At 38.3% G+C, this 21,689-nt stretch carries 17 protein-coding genes, 1 pseudogene and 1 riboswitch; of the genes and pseudogenes, 14 read left to right on the forward strand and 4 right to left on the reverse strand.

Annotated elements, in window-relative coordinates:
• Positions 1-383: 383 nt before the first annotated feature.
• Positions 384-2,459, forward strand: a complete 2,076-nt coding sequence (locus tag RVY80_RS04570) for an OPT family oligopeptide transporter (protein ID WP_295188353.1) — start codon at positions 384-386, stop codon at positions 2,457-2,459.
• Positions 2,460-2,471: 12 nt separating this feature from the next.
• A complete protein-coding gene (locus tag RVY80_RS04575) occupies positions 2,472-3,524 on the forward strand; it encodes a polysaccharide deacetylase family protein (RefSeq protein WP_317329795.1) in 1,053 nt (350 codons plus the stop codon).
• 184 nt (positions 3,525-3,708) lie between these two features.
• Here the strand turns inward: RVY80_RS04575 and RVY80_RS04580 are convergent, their stop codons facing one another.
• Positions 3,709-4,923, reverse strand: a complete 1,215-nt coding sequence (locus tag RVY80_RS04580; RefSeq protein WP_295193891.1) for an S-layer homology domain-containing protein — start codon at positions 4,921-4,923, stop codon at positions 3,709-3,711.
• Positions 4,924-4,935: 12 nt separating this feature from the next.
• Positions 4,936-6,495: an S-layer homology domain-containing protein gene (locus RVY80_RS04585; RefSeq protein ID WP_317329796.1), complete on the reverse strand. Its 1,560-nt coding sequence runs from the start codon at positions 6,493-6,495 to the stop codon at positions 4,936-4,938.
• A 485-nt stretch (positions 6,496-6,980) separates the two neighbouring features.
• Between RVY80_RS04585 and RVY80_RS04590 the strand changes: the two genes are divergently transcribed.
• The 7 genes from RVY80_RS04590 (at position 6,981) to RVY80_RS04620 (ending at position 15,991) form a co-directional block, all read left to right on the forward strand.
• Positions 6,981-7,718, forward strand: a complete 738-nt coding sequence (locus RVY80_RS04590; RefSeq protein ID WP_317329797.1) for a (Fe-S)-binding protein — start codon at positions 6,981-6,983, stop codon at positions 7,716-7,718.
• Positions 7,719-7,730: 12 nt separating this feature from the next.
• On the forward strand, positions 7,731-9,179 hold the full coding sequence (locus RVY80_RS04595; RefSeq protein WP_317329798.1) for a LutB/LldF family L-lactate oxidation iron-sulfur protein: 1,449 nt from the start codon (positions 7,731-7,733) through the stop codon (positions 9,177-9,179).
• Positions 9,179-9,895 (forward strand): LutC/YkgG family protein, encoded by a 717-nt coding sequence (locus RVY80_RS04600; protein ID WP_317329799.1) that lies wholly within the window; start codon positions 9,179-9,181, stop codon positions 9,893-9,895. The genes RVY80_RS04595 and RVY80_RS04600 overlap by 1 nt, the downstream gene beginning before the upstream one ends.
• A 299-nt stretch (positions 9,896-10,194) precedes the next feature.
• Positions 10,195-11,598, forward strand: a complete 1,404-nt coding sequence (locus tag RVY80_RS04605) for a cation:dicarboxylate symporter family transporter (protein WP_317329800.1) — start codon at positions 10,195-10,197, stop codon at positions 11,596-11,598.
• A 238-nt stretch (positions 11,599-11,836) separates the two neighbouring features.
• Complete coding sequence (locus RVY80_RS04610; RefSeq protein WP_317329801.1) at positions 11,837-13,393, forward strand: nitrite/sulfite reductase; 1,557 nt, start codon at positions 11,837-11,839, stop codon at positions 13,391-13,393.
• Positions 13,394-13,575: 182 nt separating this feature from the next.
• Positions 13,576-13,683, forward strand: a riboswitch (TPP riboswitch).
• A gap of 70 nt (positions 13,684-13,753) precedes the next feature.
• A complete protein-coding gene (gene thiC / locus RVY80_RS04615; RefSeq protein ID WP_295188336.1) occupies positions 13,754-15,058 on the forward strand; it encodes a phosphomethylpyrimidine synthase ThiC in 1,305 nt (434 codons plus the stop codon).
• Positions 15,059-15,178: 120 nt separating this feature from the next.
• On the forward strand, positions 15,179-15,991 hold the full coding sequence (locus RVY80_RS04620; RefSeq protein ID WP_317329802.1) for a nitroreductase family protein: 813 nt from the start codon (positions 15,179-15,181) through the stop codon (positions 15,989-15,991).
• Positions 15,992-16,129: 138 nt separating this feature from the next.
• Here the strand turns inward: RVY80_RS04620 and RVY80_RS04625 are convergent, their stop codons facing one another.
• On the reverse strand, positions 16,130-16,954 hold the full coding sequence (locus RVY80_RS04625; protein WP_295193885.1) for a MetQ/NlpA family ABC transporter substrate-binding protein: 825 nt from the start codon (positions 16,952-16,954) through the stop codon (positions 16,130-16,132).
• 311 nt (positions 16,955-17,265) lie between these two features.
• Here RVY80_RS04625 and RVY80_RS04630 point away from each other — a divergent pair, with 311 nt between their 5' ends.
• On the forward strand, positions 17,266-17,973 hold the full coding sequence (locus RVY80_RS04630; protein ID WP_317329803.1) for an AzlC family ABC transporter permease: 708 nt from the start codon (positions 17,266-17,268) through the stop codon (positions 17,971-17,973).
• Complete coding sequence (locus RVY80_RS04635; protein ID WP_295188333.1) at positions 17,966-18,292, forward strand: branched-chain amino acid transporter permease; 327 nt, start codon at positions 17,966-17,968, stop codon at positions 18,290-18,292. Before RVY80_RS04630 ends, RVY80_RS04635 begins: the two co-directional genes overlap by 8 nt.
• Positions 18,293-18,449: 157 nt before the next feature.
• Here RVY80_RS04635 and RVY80_RS04640 read toward each other — a convergent pair whose 3' ends face one another.
• The gene (locus tag RVY80_RS04640) at positions 18,450-19,298 is read right to left on the reverse strand and encodes an aldo/keto reductase (RefSeq protein WP_295188331.1); all 849 of its coding nucleotides are present in this window, start codon (positions 19,296-19,298) and stop codon (positions 18,450-18,452) included.
• 424 nt (positions 19,299-19,722) lie between these two features.
• On the opposite strand from RVY80_RS04640, the pseudogene RVY80_RS04645 reads away from it, so the two are divergent.
• The 3 genes and pseudogenes from RVY80_RS04645 to RVY80_RS04655 all read left to right on the forward strand — a co-directional run.
• Positions 19,723-20,326, forward strand: a pseudogene (locus tag RVY80_RS04645) (transposase).
• Positions 20,327-20,463: 137 nt separating this feature from the next.
• The gene (locus RVY80_RS04650; protein ID WP_317329805.1) at positions 20,464-20,844 is read left to right on the forward strand and encodes a hypothetical protein; all 381 of its coding nucleotides are present in this window, start codon (positions 20,464-20,466) and stop codon (positions 20,842-20,844) included.
• A 419-nt stretch (positions 20,845-21,263) separates the two neighbouring features.
• A partial coding sequence (locus RVY80_RS04655) for a transposase (RefSeq protein ID WP_317329806.1) occupies positions 21,264-21,689 on the forward strand: 426 nt, incomplete at its 3' end.

Genomic DNA, 21,689 nt, shown 5'->3' on the forward strand with positions numbered 1-21,689 from the left:
GTATGGCGAATAAGAAATAATTGCATAATGAACAGAAAGCATCCTCGTACAAGGCCTGTACGAGGATGCTTTCTGTTTGTTCATCTGAGGTTTTAATAGGTATGTCTATCCTACTATATATGATATATAGCGTGATAAGTCCTGTGAGTTGCACTATATGTATCAATGTAACGCTGCATCCTGTTTTCATATAATGCTTGTTTCATATGCAGATAGGTTATTAAAAAAGTAAATATATAAAATGTACACTACTAATGGATGTATGTGTATACAATACAAATAAATAATTGTGTATACACAGAAAAGACAAAAATGTATTGTCAATTAACATGCAGTGATATAAAATTATAGTGTCCATATATTTATACGAGGAGGTAAGTTCTATGAAACATGACTTTACGAGCCATGATCTTCATTTGCCGGAGCTTACGATGCGTGGCATGCTATTAGGTGTATTGATTACAGTCATCTTTACAGCATCCAACGTATACTTAGGTTTGAAGGTAGGGTTGACGTTCTCGTCCTCTATTCCGGCAGCCATTATTTCAATGGCAATCCTTCGACTCTTCAAGGATTCTAACGTGTTAGAAAACAACATGGTGCAAACACAAGCATCAGCAGCGGGTACACTGTCTGCGGTAATCTTTGTGTTACCAGGTCTATTAATGCTTGGTTACTGGCAAGGATTCCCATTCTGGCAAACCTTTATGCTTTGCGCGTGTGGTGGTTGTTTAGGGGTATTATTCACTATCCCATTGCGTCGTGCGATGGTAGTTAATAGTGATTTACCATATCCTGAAGGTCGTGCAGCAGCAGAAATTTTGAAAGTAGGTAGCCACAGCGACGAAGTAGACGGTAAATCTTCTTCTGGTATGCGTGATATCGTTAACGGTGGTTTAATTGCAGGTTTTATTAGTTTATGCGCGAACGGTTTCCGTGTATTAGCTGCTGAAACAAGTTTCTGGTTTGCAGTAGGTAAAGGTACAACTCAATTCCCTATGGGCTTTTCTATGGCGTTATTGGGTGCTGGTTATTTGATCGGTATTGCCAGTGGTATCGCAATCTTGATTGGTATGATTATCGCATGGGGCGGTTTTGTACCATATTTAACAAATATCCTTCCTATGGATGGTGATAGCGCAACAAAATTCGCTATGTCCGTATGGAAATCTAAAGTACGCTTTATTGGTGCTGGTACAATTGGTATTGCAGCGATTTGGACTTTGTTAACATTAACTAAACCAATCGTAGAAGGCATGAGAATTTCTGTGAAAAACATGAATATGAGTGCTGAAGATCGCGATACACATCGTATGGATACAGACATGACACCAAAAACAGTTCTTGGTGTATTCATCGCAATTATTTTAGGATTAGTTGTATGTTTCTATTCCTTTGTTAGCGCAGTTCCAATTAGCGCAGGTTTAATGTGGACATTAGTAGTTGTTGGGATTATTATTGCTTTATTAATCGGTTTCTTCGTAGCTGCAGCTTGTGGTTACATGGCTGGCTTGATTGGTACAAGTGCGAGCCCAATTTCTGGTATCGGTATTCTTGGTATCATTATTTCTTCTTTGGTTGTATATGGTATTGCTACAGCAAATGATTTATTTGCTACACAAGCAGGTGTACAATTTGCAACAGCTATGGCTTTGTTCATGACTAGCGTAGTTGTATGTATTGCGGCAATCTCTAACGACAACCTACAAGATTTGAAAACTGGTCAATTAGTTGGCGCTACTCCTTGGAGACAACAGGTAGCATTATTAATTGGTAGCGTTGTGGGCGCCGTTGCCATTGCTCCAGTTCTTAATTTGTTGTATCAAGCGTATGGCTTTACAGGTGCTATGCCTCGTGCAGAAATGGATGCTGCTCAAGCATTATCTGCGCCTCAAGCTACATTGATGACAACAATCGCACAAGGTATCTTCAGCTCTAGTCTTGACTGGACATATATCTTGATTGGCGTTGGCGTTGGTATCGTTGCAATTATTGTAAACTTAATTCTAAAAAGCACTACAGCTACACTTTCCTTGCCACCATTAGCTATTGGCATGGGCATTTACTTGCCACCAACATTGGAAATGCCTCTAGTTATGGGTTCTGTAATCAGCTACTTCGTAGGTCGTTACCTTGTACAACAAGCTCGTCAACGCAGTGGTGAATTAGCAGATCTTGATGTGGAACAATCTAACCGTCGTGGTGTATTGTTTGCGTCTGGCCTAATCGTTGGTGAAAGCTTGATTGGTGTTATTATTGCTGTTATTATTGTATTATCAGTTACTTCCGGCGGTAGCGAAGCACCTCTATCCTTAGTAGGTCCTGAATTTGAAAGCACTGCTGAATGGCTTGGCCTTGCAGCATTTGTTGCAGTGGCTATTTATATGATTCGCCTTGTAGTAACTCATAAATTCGATAAAGCAGAAGCTCTTGCTATGAAAGAAGAACAAGAGAAATAATGAGGTAAAATCATGAGATTAAAACAGACTGTTACATTATGCGTTCTAGCAGCGTTATCCGCTAGTGTGTTCGTTGCTAGTGCAGACACTGTGCCTGTTGCGAAAGATGGGTACATTATTCCAATTATTGACGGAAGTACCATTAATACAGAAGCATCTGGAAGTACTATTAATACTGATGCCTCTGTATCTAAAGGTACAGATACAGTAAAAAGTGTAAAAAAAAGTACTGCTAATTCTAAAGAACTAACCCCTGAGGAACAAGCAGAACAAGATGCACAAGAGGCAGCGTTAAAAGCTTTAGCGCCAGCTGATGAAGGTACGTTCCAATATGCAGATCATAATTCTTTAGCATATCGGGTATCTAGTACAGCTAGCCCTGAACAAAATCGTATGATGCGTGATGTGGCTGGTCGTGCGGTGCGTGATGTTAAATCAGTAGTGGCACCCGATGCAAATGCTTACTTTGAGCGTAAACAAGTTGGTATATCCTCTACTGAGGCCGTGACGGACCATTTGGATATCGTATTTCCTACAGTAACCTCTGTAAGTGGTATTGTGGAGAAAAACATTAATGATACTATAAAAAAATATGTATCTAAAGTCCAAAATAATGTAGAAAAATTGAATAGTACTGAAGAAAATAAAACTAATGTTATCATGTACTATGATGTAAAACGTGATAGCGAGGGTATTTTGAGTCTATTGATTCACTCTTATATGATTCAAGATCAAGCGGCTAACGGTGTAAATTACGTGAAAGGTTTTACATTCAATACTACAACTGGGCGTCAATTATCTCTCTATGATATGGGTGGTATTAACGCTACAGAGTTGAATCAAGCAATTGACAATAATGCTGATGTAAAAACACAATTAGGCAGTGCTTTCACCGGCGTGGAAAAAGTGCCTAGTGAATTCTATGTGGTAGAAGGTAATCAAACTGTGATGATTCTGCAACAAGAAGATGTCACACCGCACAGCGCAGGTACAGTATATGTGCCAGTGGGAGATTTGCGTAATAAGGATGCTATTAGTGGTGTCACTGGGAAAACAGTGAAATAATTAACGTTGTTTATAACGGGTAATGGTATCGTTGTAGTGAATAATTGAATACTATCTTATTGATTGTGGGGAAACAGTCAGTGTAGATGTCTATCTGCAAGTGTTGTAACAGAACTGTTGTATGATTGTATGAAAAAGGGCGACCTCAGAGAATGTCTCTGGGGTCGCCCTTTATTACGTTATATTATTTTAGTAAATCTACACCACGGTTTAATGGAAAATGGATTGGTTGGCTCCATTTAGATTGATCCATAGGTGGTAATTGAATTAATACTTGCTTGTTAAATTGTTTTGTTACGACACTTTCAGTATTGGAAGATAATTCGTCAACTGTAATAGTGAGGGTAGATGCCGTTAAATCAGGCACAACAGATAAAACCTTACCATTTGGTTCAAGGGATGAGTACAAATCAGTTGCTTGGTTTTGTAATTCATCAAAATAAGCTTGTGTATGCTTGCCTTGGCTGACCACTGCTGTTTTTGAAAGCACGGAATCACCTGATAGTGCATCAGTCAATTTTTTTACGTCCTTCGTATTAGTAGCGGTGATATAGAGTTTTTCATTATTCCAGAACATAGCGCCATTATTACGGAATTTTGTAAAGTCCCCATCATAACCGAGAGCCTTATTAATCATTGTAACAGCATTATTTTCAGTTTTTTGTTTATATAGTGTGTTTTGGAAGGCTAATGCCTGCTCTGTATGAGTCATACGGAATGTGATTTCTGTAGCTTCCGCACGAGTGATGTATTTTTCAGGATTGAATAAAGAGTGTTTATCATACATAAGGAATCCAAAACTAGCTAATTCACGCACCGCATCTTGTGCCCAAGGGGCAACGAATTTTTGGTCACCGTATGCATAGTCATCAAGAATAGTAGGGTCATCCGTAGTGTAGCCTAAATAGTGTAAATAATTGTCAGCGACTACAGCAAATTCTTGGCGGGACATATATTTTTCAGGATGGTAGGTATTATCACCATAACCGCTGATAATATTTTTCTGGGCTACTGATTCGATAGCTAGAGCAGACCAACGGTCAGATGTGATGTCGTTAAAGGAACTAGATAACATTACTGTTGGTGTATCCCCTATGATATTGGCGAATAAGGCTGCCGCTTCTTCACGTGTTAACGGTTGATCTGGTTTGAATGTGCCATCGGAATAACCATTGATAGCATGTTCCTTTGTCATAACCGCAATAGAGGTAGCTGCCCAAAAATCAGCAGGAACATCAGAAAAAATATAGGGACGTACATCCTGGATAGAGTGATTTGGTGTGAGTGTAGTTTTTATATCACCGTAGGAGCCTACTTGAGCCCCTATGGCAATAGACGTAGAACCGAGCAATCCTAATGTGCATAGGATTGCTGCTGTCTTATAGGAATATAACTTCATAGTTGAGCTCCATTAATGTTTAACGGACATTTTTACTTTGTCCCCGAATGCTTTTACAACATTTTGTTGTGTAGTAGCAGTCGCTGTAGATACAACGGCGTATAATTGATTATTTTCTACATCTGGGAACGTTGCTAAAATTTGACCAGTTTTTTCATGTGTTGCATAGTATTTTCGGAAATTAGAATCGATAGTATCGTATTCTAATTGACTATATTGGGATGGTTCAACAAAAACGTATTTGTTGATAGTGGAATCGTTGCGGCTTGCTAGGTTCGCTTGGGTTGTTGCGATATCTGTATCAGATTTCAAGGCCACATGCAATGTGTTATCTCTCCAATACATTACGCCATATTTTTGGAAATCTTCAGGCGTTTTATATAATTTGTTGAGCTCAGTGAATACTTTGTCCTCTAATGATACTTGTTGTTTTTCTGTTAATGCAGCAACTGTGGTAGCTTTTGTGGATTTTGAAGTACTTTGTGTAGGGGTAGCAGTTGTGTTAGTTGAATCTGTCATATTATCAACTTTAGCTGGATTTGTCGTTTCTGCTACAGTTGCTGTGCTAGCGCCATCAGCGGTAGTTTTTTCGCTTACTTTGATTGGATTATTGCTCACCATACGGTACAAGATGGTGCTGGCTTCAGCGCGAGAAATTTCACCAGTAGGACGGAACATTACGGAATCACCAGAAGCAATGAAACCTTCTCGGGCTAATGTATCGATGGACGCTTTAGCGGATTTATTGATACTAGCACCATCTTTGAATGTTACTTTATCAACTTTACTTTTACTTTTTAGGTTCAACTCTTTTGCGAGATTTGCAGCAGTTACTGCAAATTCTTCACGAGTTAATGTTTCGGCTGGTTTAAAGTTTGTTTTAGAGGTACCTTCCATTATGCCTGCTGCGCTAACTAATGTGATAGGTTCTGCAGACCATTGATCATTAGTTACGTCAGAGTAAGTCACATCTTGTGCCTTTGTGGTTAGCTTGGATAATTCTTTTTCGGATACTTTTGATTTCAAGATTTTGCTATAAATAGCAGCTACTTGTTCACGTGTAATTGGTTCATTAGGTTGGAATGAACCGTCAGAAAATCCAGAGATATACCCTTTATTACTCATGTATTGAACTGGTGTTCTAGACCAATGGGATAATGTGTCTGTATATACGCCAGCTGGTAGATCTTCTTTTTTGATAAGTGGTGCTGTAGCTTTTGCAGCTGTTTTAGTATCTGCTGTTACTTTTTCTGTAGTTGCTACAGTAGTTGAGTTTTCGTTAGCTATAGTGGATGTAGCTGTAGACGTTGCTGCTTGTGCAGCTATTAGAGTACTATTTTGGCTTTCATTAGAAACTGTTTCAGTAGAATTGTCTTGCATTGTTGTAGCCGTAGGGTCTGCTTTGATGCTGGACAATGTTACAGGTGTTGCTGTTTTTGCTATAGCATCAGTATCTTTAACGTAAGCATATGGCGTATTAGATGTACTTGCAGTTTCTGCATGGGCTACTGTAAATGTAGTTCCTAAAGTAATTGCAAGAGTAAGGGCTAGAGATAAATTGGAAATTTTCATGATAGACTCCTTTCAAGCTGTATTAATATACTCTAAATTATATCACTTTTACAGGTATATCACTACTATAAGTAAAAGTAATATATAGGCAAATCTAATGTATTTTTTGACGGTTTAATAGCAGGACCACTTTGAAATTATAGAAAAAGTAAAAGTTATAGCCGTAATAAATGAAAATGGTTAAATGATATAGATTCTCAAAAATGCTTGTTTGTATTGAAATGGTGAAGTTATAAAGTGATATCAAAAAAAATGATATATATATAATTGCATTTATGAATGACTTTTTGTAATAACAATACATCATAAGCCTAGAGTTTTGCCAATATAGCAATTGTTTGGACTTTTATGCGTATCTTTTTTATAATTATAAGCGAATAGTCTAGAGAAACAGTACTCTTTCTTTAGATGGTTAGAAGTCGGACGGATTTTTCCGTTTCAATTATATTTTTAAGGTAAGTACTAGAAAAGTTGAGGGTGTTAAAATGAAAATTCATTTTTTCCAACAGTGTTTGATTGACATGTTCTACCCACATGTTGGTATGGCTGGTGTACACGTACTTGAAAACTTAGGCTGTGAGTTAACAGTTCCTAAGAAGCAAGTATGTTGTGGTCAGATGTTTACTAACTCTGGTTATAATGAAGCGGCTATGGGCGCTATTAAGAACACTATCGAATGCTTCGAAAATGCTGACTATGTAGTTAGTATGTCTGGTTCTTGTGCATTTGCGATTCGTGATGAATATCATCACTTCCTTAAAGATCAACCAGAATGGTTGGAACGCGCAGATCGTTTGAGCGGTAAAATCTATGAATTTACAGATTTCATCGTTAACGTATTGGGTGTGGAAGATGTAGGCGCTCGTTTCAACGAGACAATTACATATCACACATCTTGTCATGTTACTCGTTTGATGGGGATTAAAGAACCTCCATTCAAATTACTATCTAACGTAAAAGATTTGACTCTTATTGATCTTCCTCGCAAAGATCGTTGCTGCGGTTTCGGTGGTACTTTCTCCGTGAAAAATGCCGAATTGTCTGAAGCAATGAGTCGTGAAAAAGCAATGGAAATCGCTGGTACTGGTGCTAACGTTGTCGTTGGTTCTGACCAAGCTTGTTTGATGAACATGGCTGGTATGCTTGATCGTCTTCATAAAGAAGGCGTTATCAATCGTCGCATCAAGGCTATGCATATTGCTGAAATCTTGAACTGCCGTTAAGGAGGAGACGACATGGCACTTATATATGACAATCGCCCCTACAAAACACGTATTAAAGAATGTTTAGCTAATGATTTTGCTCAAAAAGCAATCATGAAAGCACAAGACGTGTTTTATGAAAAACGTAATAATGTAGTTGGTTTAGTTCCTGAATGGTTAGATTTCCGTGCAGAAGCGGCATCTCTTCGTGACCATGTATTGAACAATTTGGACTACTATGTAAGTCAATTTGCTGAAAACGCAGAAAAAGCTGGTGCTCACGTATACTTTGCAGATGATGACAAGGATGCTACTAGCATTGCTCTCGAAATCTTGAGAAAAAAAGAAGCTAAGATGATTGTTAAATCTAAAACAATCCTTACAGAAGAAATTGCTTTAAATGAAGTGCTTGAAGAAGCTGGCATTGAAGTAAATGAAACAGACTTAGCAGAATTTATTTTGCAAACAGCTGATTGCAATCCACCGTCTCATATCGTAGTTCCAGCATTGCACTTTGAACGTACAAGAATTCGTAAAACATTTGCAGAAAAATTGGGCTACACTGGCACAGAAGATCCAGAAGAAATGACTCATTTTGTACGTAAACTCGTACGTGAACGCTTCCTTAAAGCTGACGTTGGTGTTAATGGTTGTAACTTTGCCGTAGCTGCAAGTGGTACATGTACTATCGTTTCCAACGAAGGTAACGGTCGTATGTCTAGCTCTATTCCTAAAACTCAAATGATCTTTGTAGGTACAGAACGTATTGTTCCTGACTTCAAAGCTCTTGATATTATGATGGAAATGCTAACACGTTCTGCTACAGGTGCTAAAATTTCTAACTACTTCTCCATGATGACTGGTCCAGCTAAGTCTGGCGAAGCTGATGGTCCAGAAGAAACTCATATCATTATTGTTGATAATGGTCGCTCTGGTATTTTGGGTGGTGAATTCCAAGATATGTTACGTTGTATCCGTTGTGGTGCATGTATGAATATCTGCCCAGTATACCGTCATGTTACAGGACATGGTTATGGCTCTGTATATCCAGGACCAATGGGTGCTGTATTGACTCCATTATTCGTAGGCTACGAAGTAGCTGGCGATCTTCCTTATGCATCTACTCTTTGTGGTGCATGTACTGAAAACTGTCCAGTAGCAATTCCACTTCACGAATTGTTAATGAAACATCGTGAAATTCAAGCTGACGTAATAAAAACTCGTCCAGCAGCGGAAAAAGCAGCTTATACAGCAGCAGGAAAAGTATTTAGCAATGCTACCTTGTTTGACCTTGGTACAAAAGCTGGTGCTATCGGCATGAAAATGATTGCTAATAATGAAGGTAATATGCCTGAATGGACAAAAGTATTACCAGTTCTTGGTGGTTGGACTCAAGCTAAAGAAATGGGTACATTATCCATTAAGAAATTCCGTGATGTCTATGCCGAACATGAAAAGAAACGTAATAAGGAGAAAAAATAATGGATGCAGCTAAACGTAATGAATTCATCGGACGTTTATCTCGTGCATTAGGCCGAGATAACGGCGCTTGCCCTACTAGCGTACCTGACTTTGACTATAGTAAAGGTCCTCAAGAAACTATGTATAGTGATTTGAGTCGTGACCAAATCATTACTATGTTTAAAGAAGAATGTGATCGCAATGGCACAAAATATGTAAATACAACACCAGATAAATTGGCTAAAACTGTTATTAAAACTATCGAAGACTGGGGAAATGGTCAAGTTATTTACCCTAATGTTCCAGAAGTTGAACAATATGGTTTAGATAAAGCCTTTGCTGCTGATAAGAGTGATGCTCGATCCTATGTACAATGGGATGCGTCAAAAGGTCGTGAAGCTAATATTATGGCAGCACAAGATTCTGCAGTAGGTATTACATTTGCTATCGGTGGTTTAGCTGAAACAGCATCCATCGTACAACCTAGTACAATCGACAGCGGTCGTGCTATCAGCTTGCTACCAAATACACATATTGCTATCTTGAAAACAGACAGCATTATGCCTCGTACAACACAAGCTTTTGAAATGTTAGGCGCTATGCAAAAAGAAGATCCCGCAAACTTCCCTGCTAATGTGGTGTTGATTTCTGGTCCTTCCAATACCGCCGATATCGAGTTGATTCGTGTAAACGGCGCTCATGGTCCACTTCAAGTAACATATATCTTGGTAGACTAATTACATAACCCTCAACAATTCTATGAATTGTTATATAAAAAATGGCTCTAGCTATGCTAGGGCCATTTTTATTGACGGTATAATTGAAAATTGGCTCTATAATAAACGATGACCTCCTCTAACCTTTATTATAGAATATGAAAATTAGAGATTAAAATATATTATCGCATGAGAATATATTGAAAAATATCTATATCCGCTCTTGTATAATTAGGAATCTATGCTATACTGTGTATAGCGTTAAATCCTATAATTAGAGTATGAATATAATAAATGTAATTTTGGAAGGAGTTTTAAACATGGATATTCCGTTTTTTAAAGAATTTCTAATGCTTAGTAATCCACTGTCAGTTGCTATTGTAATTGTATTTATTTTGGCATTGTTTGGCGTATATGCATTGCAACGTAAAGGTGTATCATTTGGTACATTAGTGGGCGCGGGTACAATTATTGGTGCTGTATTGGGGATTGCTATTCAAATCTTGGCTGGATTTCCTAATGATCCAATGAAGGTCATTTACATTCAAGAAAGCACCAAATGGTTTTCGCTAGTAGGTGGTGGATTCATTGACTTGATCCGCATGCTTGTTATCCCATTGGTATTCATTTCTATTGTTCATGTTATTCTTAACATGACTCAAGGAACAAATCTAAAAAAACTAGTGGTAGCGATGTTATCTACAAATCTTGGTATGGTAGCTGTAGCAGCTATTGTTGGTTTGGCATTAGGTAGCGCCTTTGGCCTTGGGACAGGTCTTGATCCTGTAGAAGGTAATGCTAAAATGCGTGAAGTAAAACCTGTTATCGATACATTCCGTGCATTGATTCCAAGTAATCCTGTGAAAGCAATGGCGGATACAAATGTTATCGCTGTGGTTGTGTTTGGCGTTATCATTGGCGGCATTGCACGTTTGATTAAACAAACTGGTACTAATGAACTTGTTAACTTCACTAAATTGTTTGATGAATTACATCTCATTATTTCTTGGGTGGCAGATTTTGTTATTGGATTGATGCCATATGGCGTAGTTGCTTTGTTAGCTTCCACATTGGCACAACGAGGTTTACAAGCTGTTATTGATATGGGCTTGTTCGTAGTATTGCTTTATGTTGGTATCATCGTTATGTTGGTGGTACAAGCAATTTTGCTTACTGTATTTGGTGTAAATCCTATTACGTACTTTAAAAAAACAAAAGCGCCATTGGTTTTGGCCTTTACATCTCGCTCCAGTATGGGTGTGTTGCCATTAACAGTGGAAACTTTGACTACTAAATTGGGTGTTAATGCAACAACAGCTAATACAGTTGGTAGTTTTGGTACAACAGCTGGTATGCAAGGTTGCGCCGGCGTATTCCCTGGTTTATGCGTAGTGTACATTGCTAATATCGCAGGAGTTCCTTTGGATGTAACAATGTACATCATGAGTGTTATCGTCATCGCTATCGGTTCTGTTGGTATCGCAGGCGTACCAGGTACTGCTACTATGGCAGCATCTGTTTCCCTTTCTGGTACAGGTCTTGGTGCATTCTTCACTTCTATTTCTCCAGTATTGGCTATCGACCCAATTATCGACATGGGCCGTACAATGCTTAATGTTAGTGGTACTATGAGTAATGCTATCGTGGTAGATAAAATCATGGGAACCTTTGATGAAAGTGCCTTTAATGAACTTGATGCAGAAGAAATAAAACAAGGGGCATAAATATATGTATATACATATAGGTATATAAATTAAATATGCAACAAAAGCGACTAGTACATGCACTAGTCGCTTTTGTCGTAAGGTGCTCTATATCCAAATTGTTGGTCTATATGCGTAATAAAAAGTAAAAATCATAGAATTGATGAAGAATATTTATAAAGTGTGATAAATTGCTTTCATCTATATTAAAAATTGTGATAGTATACTAATTATTACAGGGATAGACTAAGGAGTAAATATGATTTCTGAAGATATAAAATACAAGTTAATGTCCGATTTTTCGGACTTTCAAAATATCACAAGAAAATTTTATAACAAGGAGATATCTGTAGCGGAATATAAAGGTTTATCTGGTAAGTTTGGTAGTTATGCAGAGCGTGGTGGAAACTCTAGCATGTGTCGCTGGCGTTTTGAGGGCGGTCGCATTCTGCCAGATCAAATGAAATTCATGTCCGACATGATTCGTCGTTACGATTTGGGTCATATGCATTTTACAATGGGTCAATCCATTCAGTTCCATCGGCTCAATGGGGAAACGGTATTAGCACTCTATGAAGCTTGTTCTGAACATGGCATTTATAATCGTGGTGCTGGTGGGGATAACCCAACGAATCTTGCTGCCAGTGTATTACGAGGTATTGATCCGCACGAAACCTTTGATATCAGCCCTTATGTGTCGGCGTTGAGCGATTACATGATTGAACAAGTGCCATACTTGAAATTGCCACGCAAATTCAAGGTAGCCATCGACAATGGTATCGATGATGCGCCACATGCAACGATGAAAGATTTTGGATTCCACCTCACTGCTAATGGAACATTTGACGTGTACGCTTGTGGTGGCATTGGTCCCAGCCCACAAATGGGGATTAAGGTAGGCGAAGACGTGGCGCCTGTGGATATTCTGTACTATGTGAAAGCTATGTTTATGGTATTTATGAATTATGGTAACTATAAGCAACATAGCAAGGCGCGTAGCCGTTTCCTTCCAGAATTCATGGGAGGACAGGAGAAATTCCTATCCGTATATCACGAAACGTTAGACATGGTGAAAGAAATGGAACAACTCACCATCAATCCGGCAGATTACGCCGTACCTATTTCCAAGGTGGGTGCTGTAGATGATGCGGTCCTAAATTATCGCATCGGTAAACAAAAACAAGAGGGCTTATATTATGTGGAATATCATCCAGCAGCTGGTTTTGTAGAGGTACCACATTTCCTAGATGCTCTTGAATACGCTAGTGGACTACATCAAGTAGAAATGCGTTTAACCCCAGATCAAAGCGTGTATATCATTAATCTTACTGCTGACGAAGCACGCGAAATGGTAAAATTATTGCCTATCAGCGCAGAAAATACCTTTGAAAGTTCCATTTCTTGCGTAGGTAATACAATTTGCCAAATTGGTATCCAAGATTCCAATGGTTTATTGAATTCTATTTTTAGACATTTGAAAGCAAATGATGTAGATACATCCAAATTACCTCGTTTGTATGTATCTGGGTGTCCCCATTCTTGTGGGGTCCACCAAATCGGTACCATTGGATTCCATGGTTCTGTAAAAATGGTGGATAAGAAACCACAACCTGGTTTTGCTCTCATGGATGGTGGTTCTGATGAAATTGGGACAGAGCAATTTGGTAAGATGATTGCTACCATTGAAGCCGTTCGGATTCCTCTGTTTATAGAAGAATTGGCAAATATACTAAATAGTAATGATGCTGTAGATTATGCTACATGGCGTAAGGAGCATAATGATGAATACATGGCGCTGGTGGAAAAATATAACTAATACATAAGGTTATATATCCGTAAATTTACATGGGTATATACATGGCTATCTACATAGCTATATAGATAGCTATAAATTTGCTTGAAATACTGTTATCATTATGCATGATTTAATAACTAAGTGGCCTCTTAAATTCCTTGAATTTATGGGGCTTTCATAGTACAATAACACTTGTAACAATATTATATTGGACGGGGAGCTGGTGGAAGTCGGCTGAGAGGAAACTGTATCGTTTTGACCCATAACCTGATTTGGATAATGCCAACGTAGGGACGAGATCAAAGAAATTTGGAGGCACCCTAGGGTGTCTCTTTTTTATTTCGAGATACAGCCTCTGCCCAAGTGGTAGTGGAGGTAAATATGTACACAACACAAATGCATGCAGCAAGACAAGGTATCATTACAAAAGAGATGGAGTGCGTGGCTCGCAAGGAGAATCAACAACCTGAGTATATTCGCCAACTCGTAGCGGAAGGGAAGGTAGCGATTCCTGCTAATAAGCATCATACTTGCATTAATCCAGAGGGGATTGGCAGTATGTTGCGGACAAAAATTAATGTAAACCTTGGTACGTCGCGAGATTGCAAGGATTACAACCTAGAGATGGATAAGGTGAACTCTGCCATTCAAATGGGGGCGGAGTCCATTATGGATTTATCCACACATGGTCATACAGAGATTTTTAGACGTAAGTTGACCAGTGAATGTACAGCCATGATTGGAACTGTGCCAATTTATGATAGCGTTATTCATCACCAAAAGGATTTAGGCGAATTGACGGCTCAAGATTTTCTTGATACTGTACGTCTACATGCAGAGGATGGTGTGGATTTTGTAACATTGCATTGTGGTATTACACGTAAAACTATTGATCAAATTAAACTACATAAACGTAAACTCAACATTGTGAGCCGTGGGGGCAGCCTTGTATTTGCATGGATGTCTATGACGGGACAGGAAAACCCGTTTTATGAGTACTTTGATGAAATTTTAGATATTTGTGCAGAACATGACGTAACGATTTCTCTTGGCGATGCATGCCGACCAGGCTGTTTGGCAGATGCCACTGATGTGTGTCAAATCGAAGAACTCGTTCGTCTTGGTGAATTAACAAAACGGGCATGGGCTAAAAATGTACAAGTGATGGTAGAGGGTCCAGGTCATGTGCCTCTTAATCAAGTACAAGCCAATATGGAGGTACAACAAACTATTTGCAGTGGAGCACCATTTTACGTGTTAGGGCCATTGGTAACAGATATTGCACCAGGTTACGATCATATTACAGCAGCCATCGGTGGTGCTGTGGCGGGTATGCACGGCGCCGCATTCCTTTGCTATGTAACGCCTGCAGAGCATTTGGCGTTGCCAAATTTAGAGGATGTAAAACAAGGTATTATGGCTTTCAAAATTGCAGCTCATGCAGCAGATATTGCAAAAGGAATCCCTGGGGCGCGTGACATTGATGATAAAATGGCAGATGCTCGTCGCGTCCTAGATTGGGAGGCCCAATATGCGTGCGCATTAGATCCAGAGACGGCACGTGCTATTCGTGATAGTCGTGCTCCTGAGGAAGGCCATAGTGAAACTTGTAGTATGTGTGGCAAATTCTGTGCTGTACGTAGCATGAATAAGGCTTTGAATGATGAAAGAATTGATATTTTGTAATACCTGAGTTATACTGGTTAATCCTATATGAATGGTCTAGGAAAATTTCAAAATATATAGATTTTATTGATTTTATGCGATATAATAATCTTTATAATTTGATGTGGAGGAAAACCATTTATGTTGTTTACAGTGAATACAGAAGTCTGTACACGTTGTGGTCTTTGTGTAGCCGACTGTCCTACGGGCTTGTTGGTTATGACTGATGATGGACCAGTAACTGGTAAAGGTGGATGCATTACTTGTGGTCATTGTGTGGCCGTATGTCCCACTAACGCCTTGGATAGTGATTTAACACCTCGCTCTGAGCAGGTTGATATAACAAAAGAACAAAAGTTTACACCAGAACAAGCAGAACTATTTTTGCGTAGTCGCCGTTCTATTCGTAATTATCAGAATAAACCAGTACCAAAGGATTTGATTTTAAAAGTGCTAGATGTAGCACGACGTGCACCGACTGCTACGAATACTCAAAGCATTTCTTATATTGTCATTAGAAATAAGGAAACATTGCTTAAAATTTCGGCTCTCGTATTGGAATGGATGCATGAACAAGCAAAAACAGTACCTATTATGCGTTTATATGCACGTTCTGCACAAGCAGAGGTGGATAAAGGTAAGGAATATATCTTGCGTGATGCACCGGTGCTTGTGGTGGCTATTGGACCTAAGAAAGATATTCATAGAACACACGATAGTGGACATTCTTGTTTAACTTATGCAGAGTTATATGCACCAACGGTTGGGCTTGGCACTTGTTGGGCGGGGTTCTTTGAACATGCAGGTGAATCTGGTTATGAACCATTGATGGAATTGCTCGGTGTACCAGATGACAAAGTCGTTGCTGGTGCTATCTTGATGGGGTATCCTAAGGTTCGATATAAAAATATAGTAGAACGTAATGCCCTAGAGGTTACGTTTGATGAAGATTAAAAAGATTTCGTTTGTTTCGGCAAGCGAAATCTTTTTTTGTAAATATTTTTTATAGTTCTGAGTTCTAATGGCGTGCGTTATAGATATATTTAGGCATAAAAATACCTCGCATCTTTAAGACACGAGGTATTTAACATTTTATTGATAGGCAGAGGTAATAGTGCCTTTAAACGTATCAGTGATGAATTGTTTGATTGCTTCAGATTGATAGATATCTGCAATTTTGCGATATGTTGCATTATCTTTGTCTTGTTCACGAGTAGCTAAGATCATAACTGCTAATGGCTCATCTTTTGGTTCAAGGAAAATGCCTTGTTCTTTTACGTTAAGGCCAGCACTTTGAACATAGTTCATAGGAATAGCAGCAATAGTAACGTCATCAAGACTGCGAGGTAATTGAGCAGCTTCTAATTCTTGTACTTTTACATTGTATGGGTTACTAACGATGTCAGCAGGAGTTGCTTTAAAACCAACACCATCTTTCAATTTGATGATGCCTGCTTTAGCAAGTAATGCTAAACCGCGACCACCATTGGTAGGATCGTTAGGAACGGCTACGATAGAGCCAGCAGGAATATCCATAGGAGATTTGATTTTATTGCTATATAAACCCATTGGCATTAAAATTGTTTTGCCGATGGCTACTAATTTGGAGTTGTTTTGTTTATTAAAGTTTTCCATGAATGGTACATGTTGGTATGCATTCAATTGGATATCTCCATCAGCCAATGCTTTGTCTGGTGTGATGTAATCAGAAAATTCTACAACTTTTAATGTAATGCCTTGTTTAGCAGCCTCTTTTGCAACAGCTTCTGCTACTTGGGCGTGAGGGCCAGCAGTGGCACCGATTTTAATTTCTTTTGGTGTCGTATCAGCTGCCGTTTTTGTGTCGTTACCGCAACCTACGAATGCTAGTGCAAGAGCTACCACTAACACAGGAGCTAATAATTTTTTTAATTTCATGCTAACAGTCCTTTCTAATAAGAGCGTGTGATTAAATCCGAGTTCATAATTCCTTAATAGATATATATATCCTATCATAATTATATGATAAAGTATATATTTAATATTCTGAATGTAAAGTTATTTGTTATAATGAGATATAGGTATACTCTATAGAGTATAATTCGCTAGAATAGAGTATAATTCAGTAGAAAATCCGATATATAAGATGGTATTAAATGGGTTTCCTATATTCTAGAGCTTATATGTCAAGATGATTCAATACGTGAGCCATATGGCCCCCTATAGCTAATTAATAGTAAAGGTGAATGATGAGTTCTTCTAAAAAAGCGTTTTCTTACGCATTTCCTCTAACTATCCCCATAGGGGTTAGTTTTGTTTTTTTAGGCATTGGTCTTGGACTATATGGTATCAGTCAAGGATTGCCAGCATGGTTACCACTGGTGATTGCCCTAGTTGTTTTTGCAGGATCCATGGAATTTGTTACTGTTAGTTTATTACTAGCCCCATTTGATCCCATTGGTGCATTCATTCTAACCTTGCTTATCAATGGACGACATATATTTTATGGTTTGTCCATGCTTGAAAAATATGGCGATAAGGGATGGAAAAAATGGCCTCTTATTTTAGGTATGTGTGATGAAAGTTTTGCTATTAACGTCAGTACCACTTTGCCAGATGACGTTGATAAGGGATGGTTTTATCTCCATGTGACCTGGTTGAATTATGTTTATTGGAGTGTAGGCACATTGTTAGGTGGTGTAGCTGGAACTTTGTTGTCCTTTATTAATTTCAAAGGGATTGAATTTGTACTAACTGCATTATTTCTCGTGATTTTTCTTGAAATGTTATTGTCAGCTACAAAAGTGCAATCGATCTACTTTGGTATTGCTGGTGTTATATTAGCGATAATTGCCTTGTTAGTGGTAGGCAAGACAGCATTTATGTTAACTGCAATGTTCGGAATGCTCGTTCTTTGTTATATTGCCTATAAATGGGGAGGTGTTCGCTATGACTAGTATGGAAATGGCTATCACTATTGGTGCTATTGTATTAGGGACGATGTGTACGCGTCTAATCTCGTTTTTTGTGTTTCCTAACGATCGGAAAGTACCAAAATTTGTAGCTTTTCTAGGTAAGGCATTTCCCATTGCAGTCATCGGTATGTTGGTGGTTTACGCCTTGAAAGATACAGTTATTCTAGCCTATCCTCATGGATTGCCAGAACTTATCAGTGTAGTAGCCACTACTATCGTGCATTTATGGCGACGTAGTATGATGCTTAGCATCGGCGGAGGGACCGTATTGTATATGATTTTAGTTCAGGCCGTGTTTTAGAGGATTATATCTCCAAACTAAATATAAATCTGTGCATAAAAAGTGGGCCACCCGAGGGGGCCCATCTTTTTTTATGAACGCTTAGCCGAGGTCTTCTCGGTGTAGCGACATTCGACGAAGTCGTCAGGAGAGAACCGAGGCGGCCTCGGCTAAGCCACTAAAGCTTGATGAGCCGATCGAGCCCACTTGCTGCATGATGATCCTCTAGCGCCTTATCTTCATTGAGTAGGGCCATCACATCCATATCAATATTTGTTAATTTAAATTCAAATACATCAAGATTGCTCTTCATATGTTCTACATTATTGGACTTAGGCAATGGTATTATCCCACGTTGGATATTCCAACGGAGTACGATTTGTTGTGGTGTTTTACCATATTTTTCTGCTAAGCTTTTAATAATCGGATGGTCGAATAATGGCAGTTTACCTCTTGTGAATGGTGACCAAGATTGGGCTACCACTTGATGCATACGCATGAGCTGATGTAATTCCTCACGTTGATTGAATGGATGGCACTCAATTTGGTTGATGGCTGGTTTTACGTTGCAATGATATAACAAATCAATGAGGCGATCCTCGTAGAAATTTGAGACGCCAATGGCACGGAGTACACCTTGATCATAGAGTTCTTCCATGGCTTTCCAAGAGCCATAAATATCACCAATTGGTTGGTGGATAAGGTATAAATCAAGATAATCTAGTTGCAGTTTTTTTAGGGAACTTTCAACAGCTCGTAATGTACTATCATAACCTGCATCACGGTGCCATAATTTGGTAGTAATGAATAAATCAGCACGATTTACATCTGTATTTTTTATGCCTTTCCCGATGGACTCTTCATTATCGTAAAAAGCCGCTGTATCGATGAGTCTATAACCTACGTTGATAGCGTTGGTTATAGCTAATTCAGATTCTTCTGGGGTGCCAGTCTTGTAGGCACCAAATCCAATGGATGGAATAAAACTACCATTATTTAAGATACGAAAATCCATTCTTTCTTCCATTTGTACCTCCTAGGGGGAATATGTATATAGAACTCAAATTATAAAGCGTGATTTAACTATACATCTATTGTTAGTATAGCAGAATGGACGTACTTATGGAATTCCTCTATGTAGGAGGTGTTGTCGTGGTATAAATGTATTGTAGCACTGCGGTTAGACTTATTAACATTTTTAATGTAATTACAATTGACTGTAAAATGTATCTAGTGTATATTGTGATAAATGTCAAAGTAGGATTAATATGGCGTGTTTTGCACCATTTATGCGATATTTATTTATTTGATATTTTTCGTAAATTGTAGAATGAAATTGAACACGTAAATTGTAGAATGAAATTGAACACTAAAACTAAATAAAAAGATCCATAGGATTGCATCAATGGTAAAATTAAGTTACGACACAAAATTAACCGGAGGCAATCACTATGGACTACCTAAATAATACCATTAATACCCTACCTCGCGAAAGAGGACAACACTTAAGATTTGAAGATCGATGCGAAATCAAAGCGCTCCATAAGCAAGGTTACTCTTATCGCCAGATTGCAAAAGCACTTAATTGCTCACCTAGTACTGTGGGCTACGAATTAAAACGTGGCACTGTAACTAAGACGACACATCGAGGCAGACCAACAGAGTATGTACCTAGTCGAGGTCAAGCCGTTTACTATGAAAACAGAAAACGTTCTGGTCGTAAACAGCGCATTACGTCTGAAAGTCCATTTGCTATTTGGGTTGCAGCGCAAGTTAAAAAAGCTAACTGGTCATTAGACGTATGTGCTGGCTATGCTAAGAAGCATAATCTGTTTACTGAAGAGGAACTTGTATGTGCTAAAACGCTGTATAACGCCCTTAATCAATCACGCCTACCATAAGTACGTACCTAAAGGAAAGTCTATCGAAAACTACTTTGCTGAGCAGATTCTCTGGTTTGCAGAGGATATGAATTCATTACCTAGAAAGTCCCTTGGGTATGATACGCCTGATGATTTATTTGAAGCTTATTTAGATACCGTCTATGCAGCTTAAATTATTTGGTTAAAGGTGTTCAATTTGAACTTGCAATTTTAGCTGAAAAAACGTAAACTAAATTTATTAAAGTTATTGAAAGAGATTTGTATGATTTCTTTCAGCGGCAGTCCGGCAAGTAAAGTCATGGAGGTATTATGATGAATCAAACATTTACAAAAACACTCGTAATAACTGGATTGTTATCAAGCTTTGGCGTTGTGGGCGCTTTTGCAGCACCACCTGAAATGCCACATTCGTCACAACAACGGCAGGAATTTCGTCATGAAGTGAAACCACAACCAATCATTCATGATCAAAATCATAAACAACCTGTGTTCCATAAATCTGATGATAAACGTTCTGGATTCCACGTAGGAGACCATAAAAAAGTGGAACGAAAACATCATGTTAAGCATGGAAAATCAAAGATTCACAAAGGACCAAAAAAATTAAAATATAAAGCTAAACATGATAATCGTAGACATCACGATGATAATCATCAAAGCTTTTCTGACTGGGTAAAAAGTCATAGATAAGCTGGTCTCAAGCATCCATTGCCATAGTGCAGTGGGTGCTTTTTTATTTGAGTGCTATAAGTGAATAATTTGATTACAAAATATTTTATAGAGCCACAGTATATAAAAGGGAGAATATTTTAGATTCCAAAGGTTTAATAAATTGAAAATCTTTATCGAAAAAAAATGACTTTAATTCTCAAATAATGCAATATATAAAATCGAAATATATAAAATAATTTTATGCATCATATAAAGCTGTAAATTTTAAATATTATTTTTAAAGGATTTTTTTAGGATTATGATGTTTTAGAAAATATAGTAAGGACATTGTATGTAGATAAAGTCCATATAATTGTGTAAAAGTTAAAAGGCCATGTAACAGCCCTTTTTACGGTACAATGTTTTTAACCACAAAAACATACCCAGGAGGACGTTACATGACCCAAGTACATTTTACACTGAACAACAAAGAGGTTCAAAGTATTATTGAACATTCGATAAAAGATGATGTATCTAAAAACATTCTAACCACTATTTTCAATCAATTGATGGAAAATCAACGAACCGAATATATTCAAGCCGATGACTATGAACGATCAGAAAGTCGTCAGAGTCAAAGAAACGGCTATTATGAGCGAGATTTTACGACTCGTGTGGGTACACTTGAATTAAAAGTGCCTAGAACACGTGATGGTGAATTTGCACCGACGGTGTTTGAGCGTTATCAGCGAAATGAAAAGGCACTGCTCGCTTCCATGTTAGAGATGTATGTCTCAGGTGTTTCTACCCGTAAAGTTTCAAAGATTGTTGAAGAACTATGTGGAAAATCGGTATCGAAATCTTTTGTTTCTAGCCTGACTGAG

It is taken from the genome of Veillonella absiana, from assembly GCF_032970865.1.
Taxonomy (GTDB): domain Bacteria; phylum Bacillota; class Negativicutes; order Veillonellales; family Veillonellaceae; genus Veillonella; species Veillonella absiana.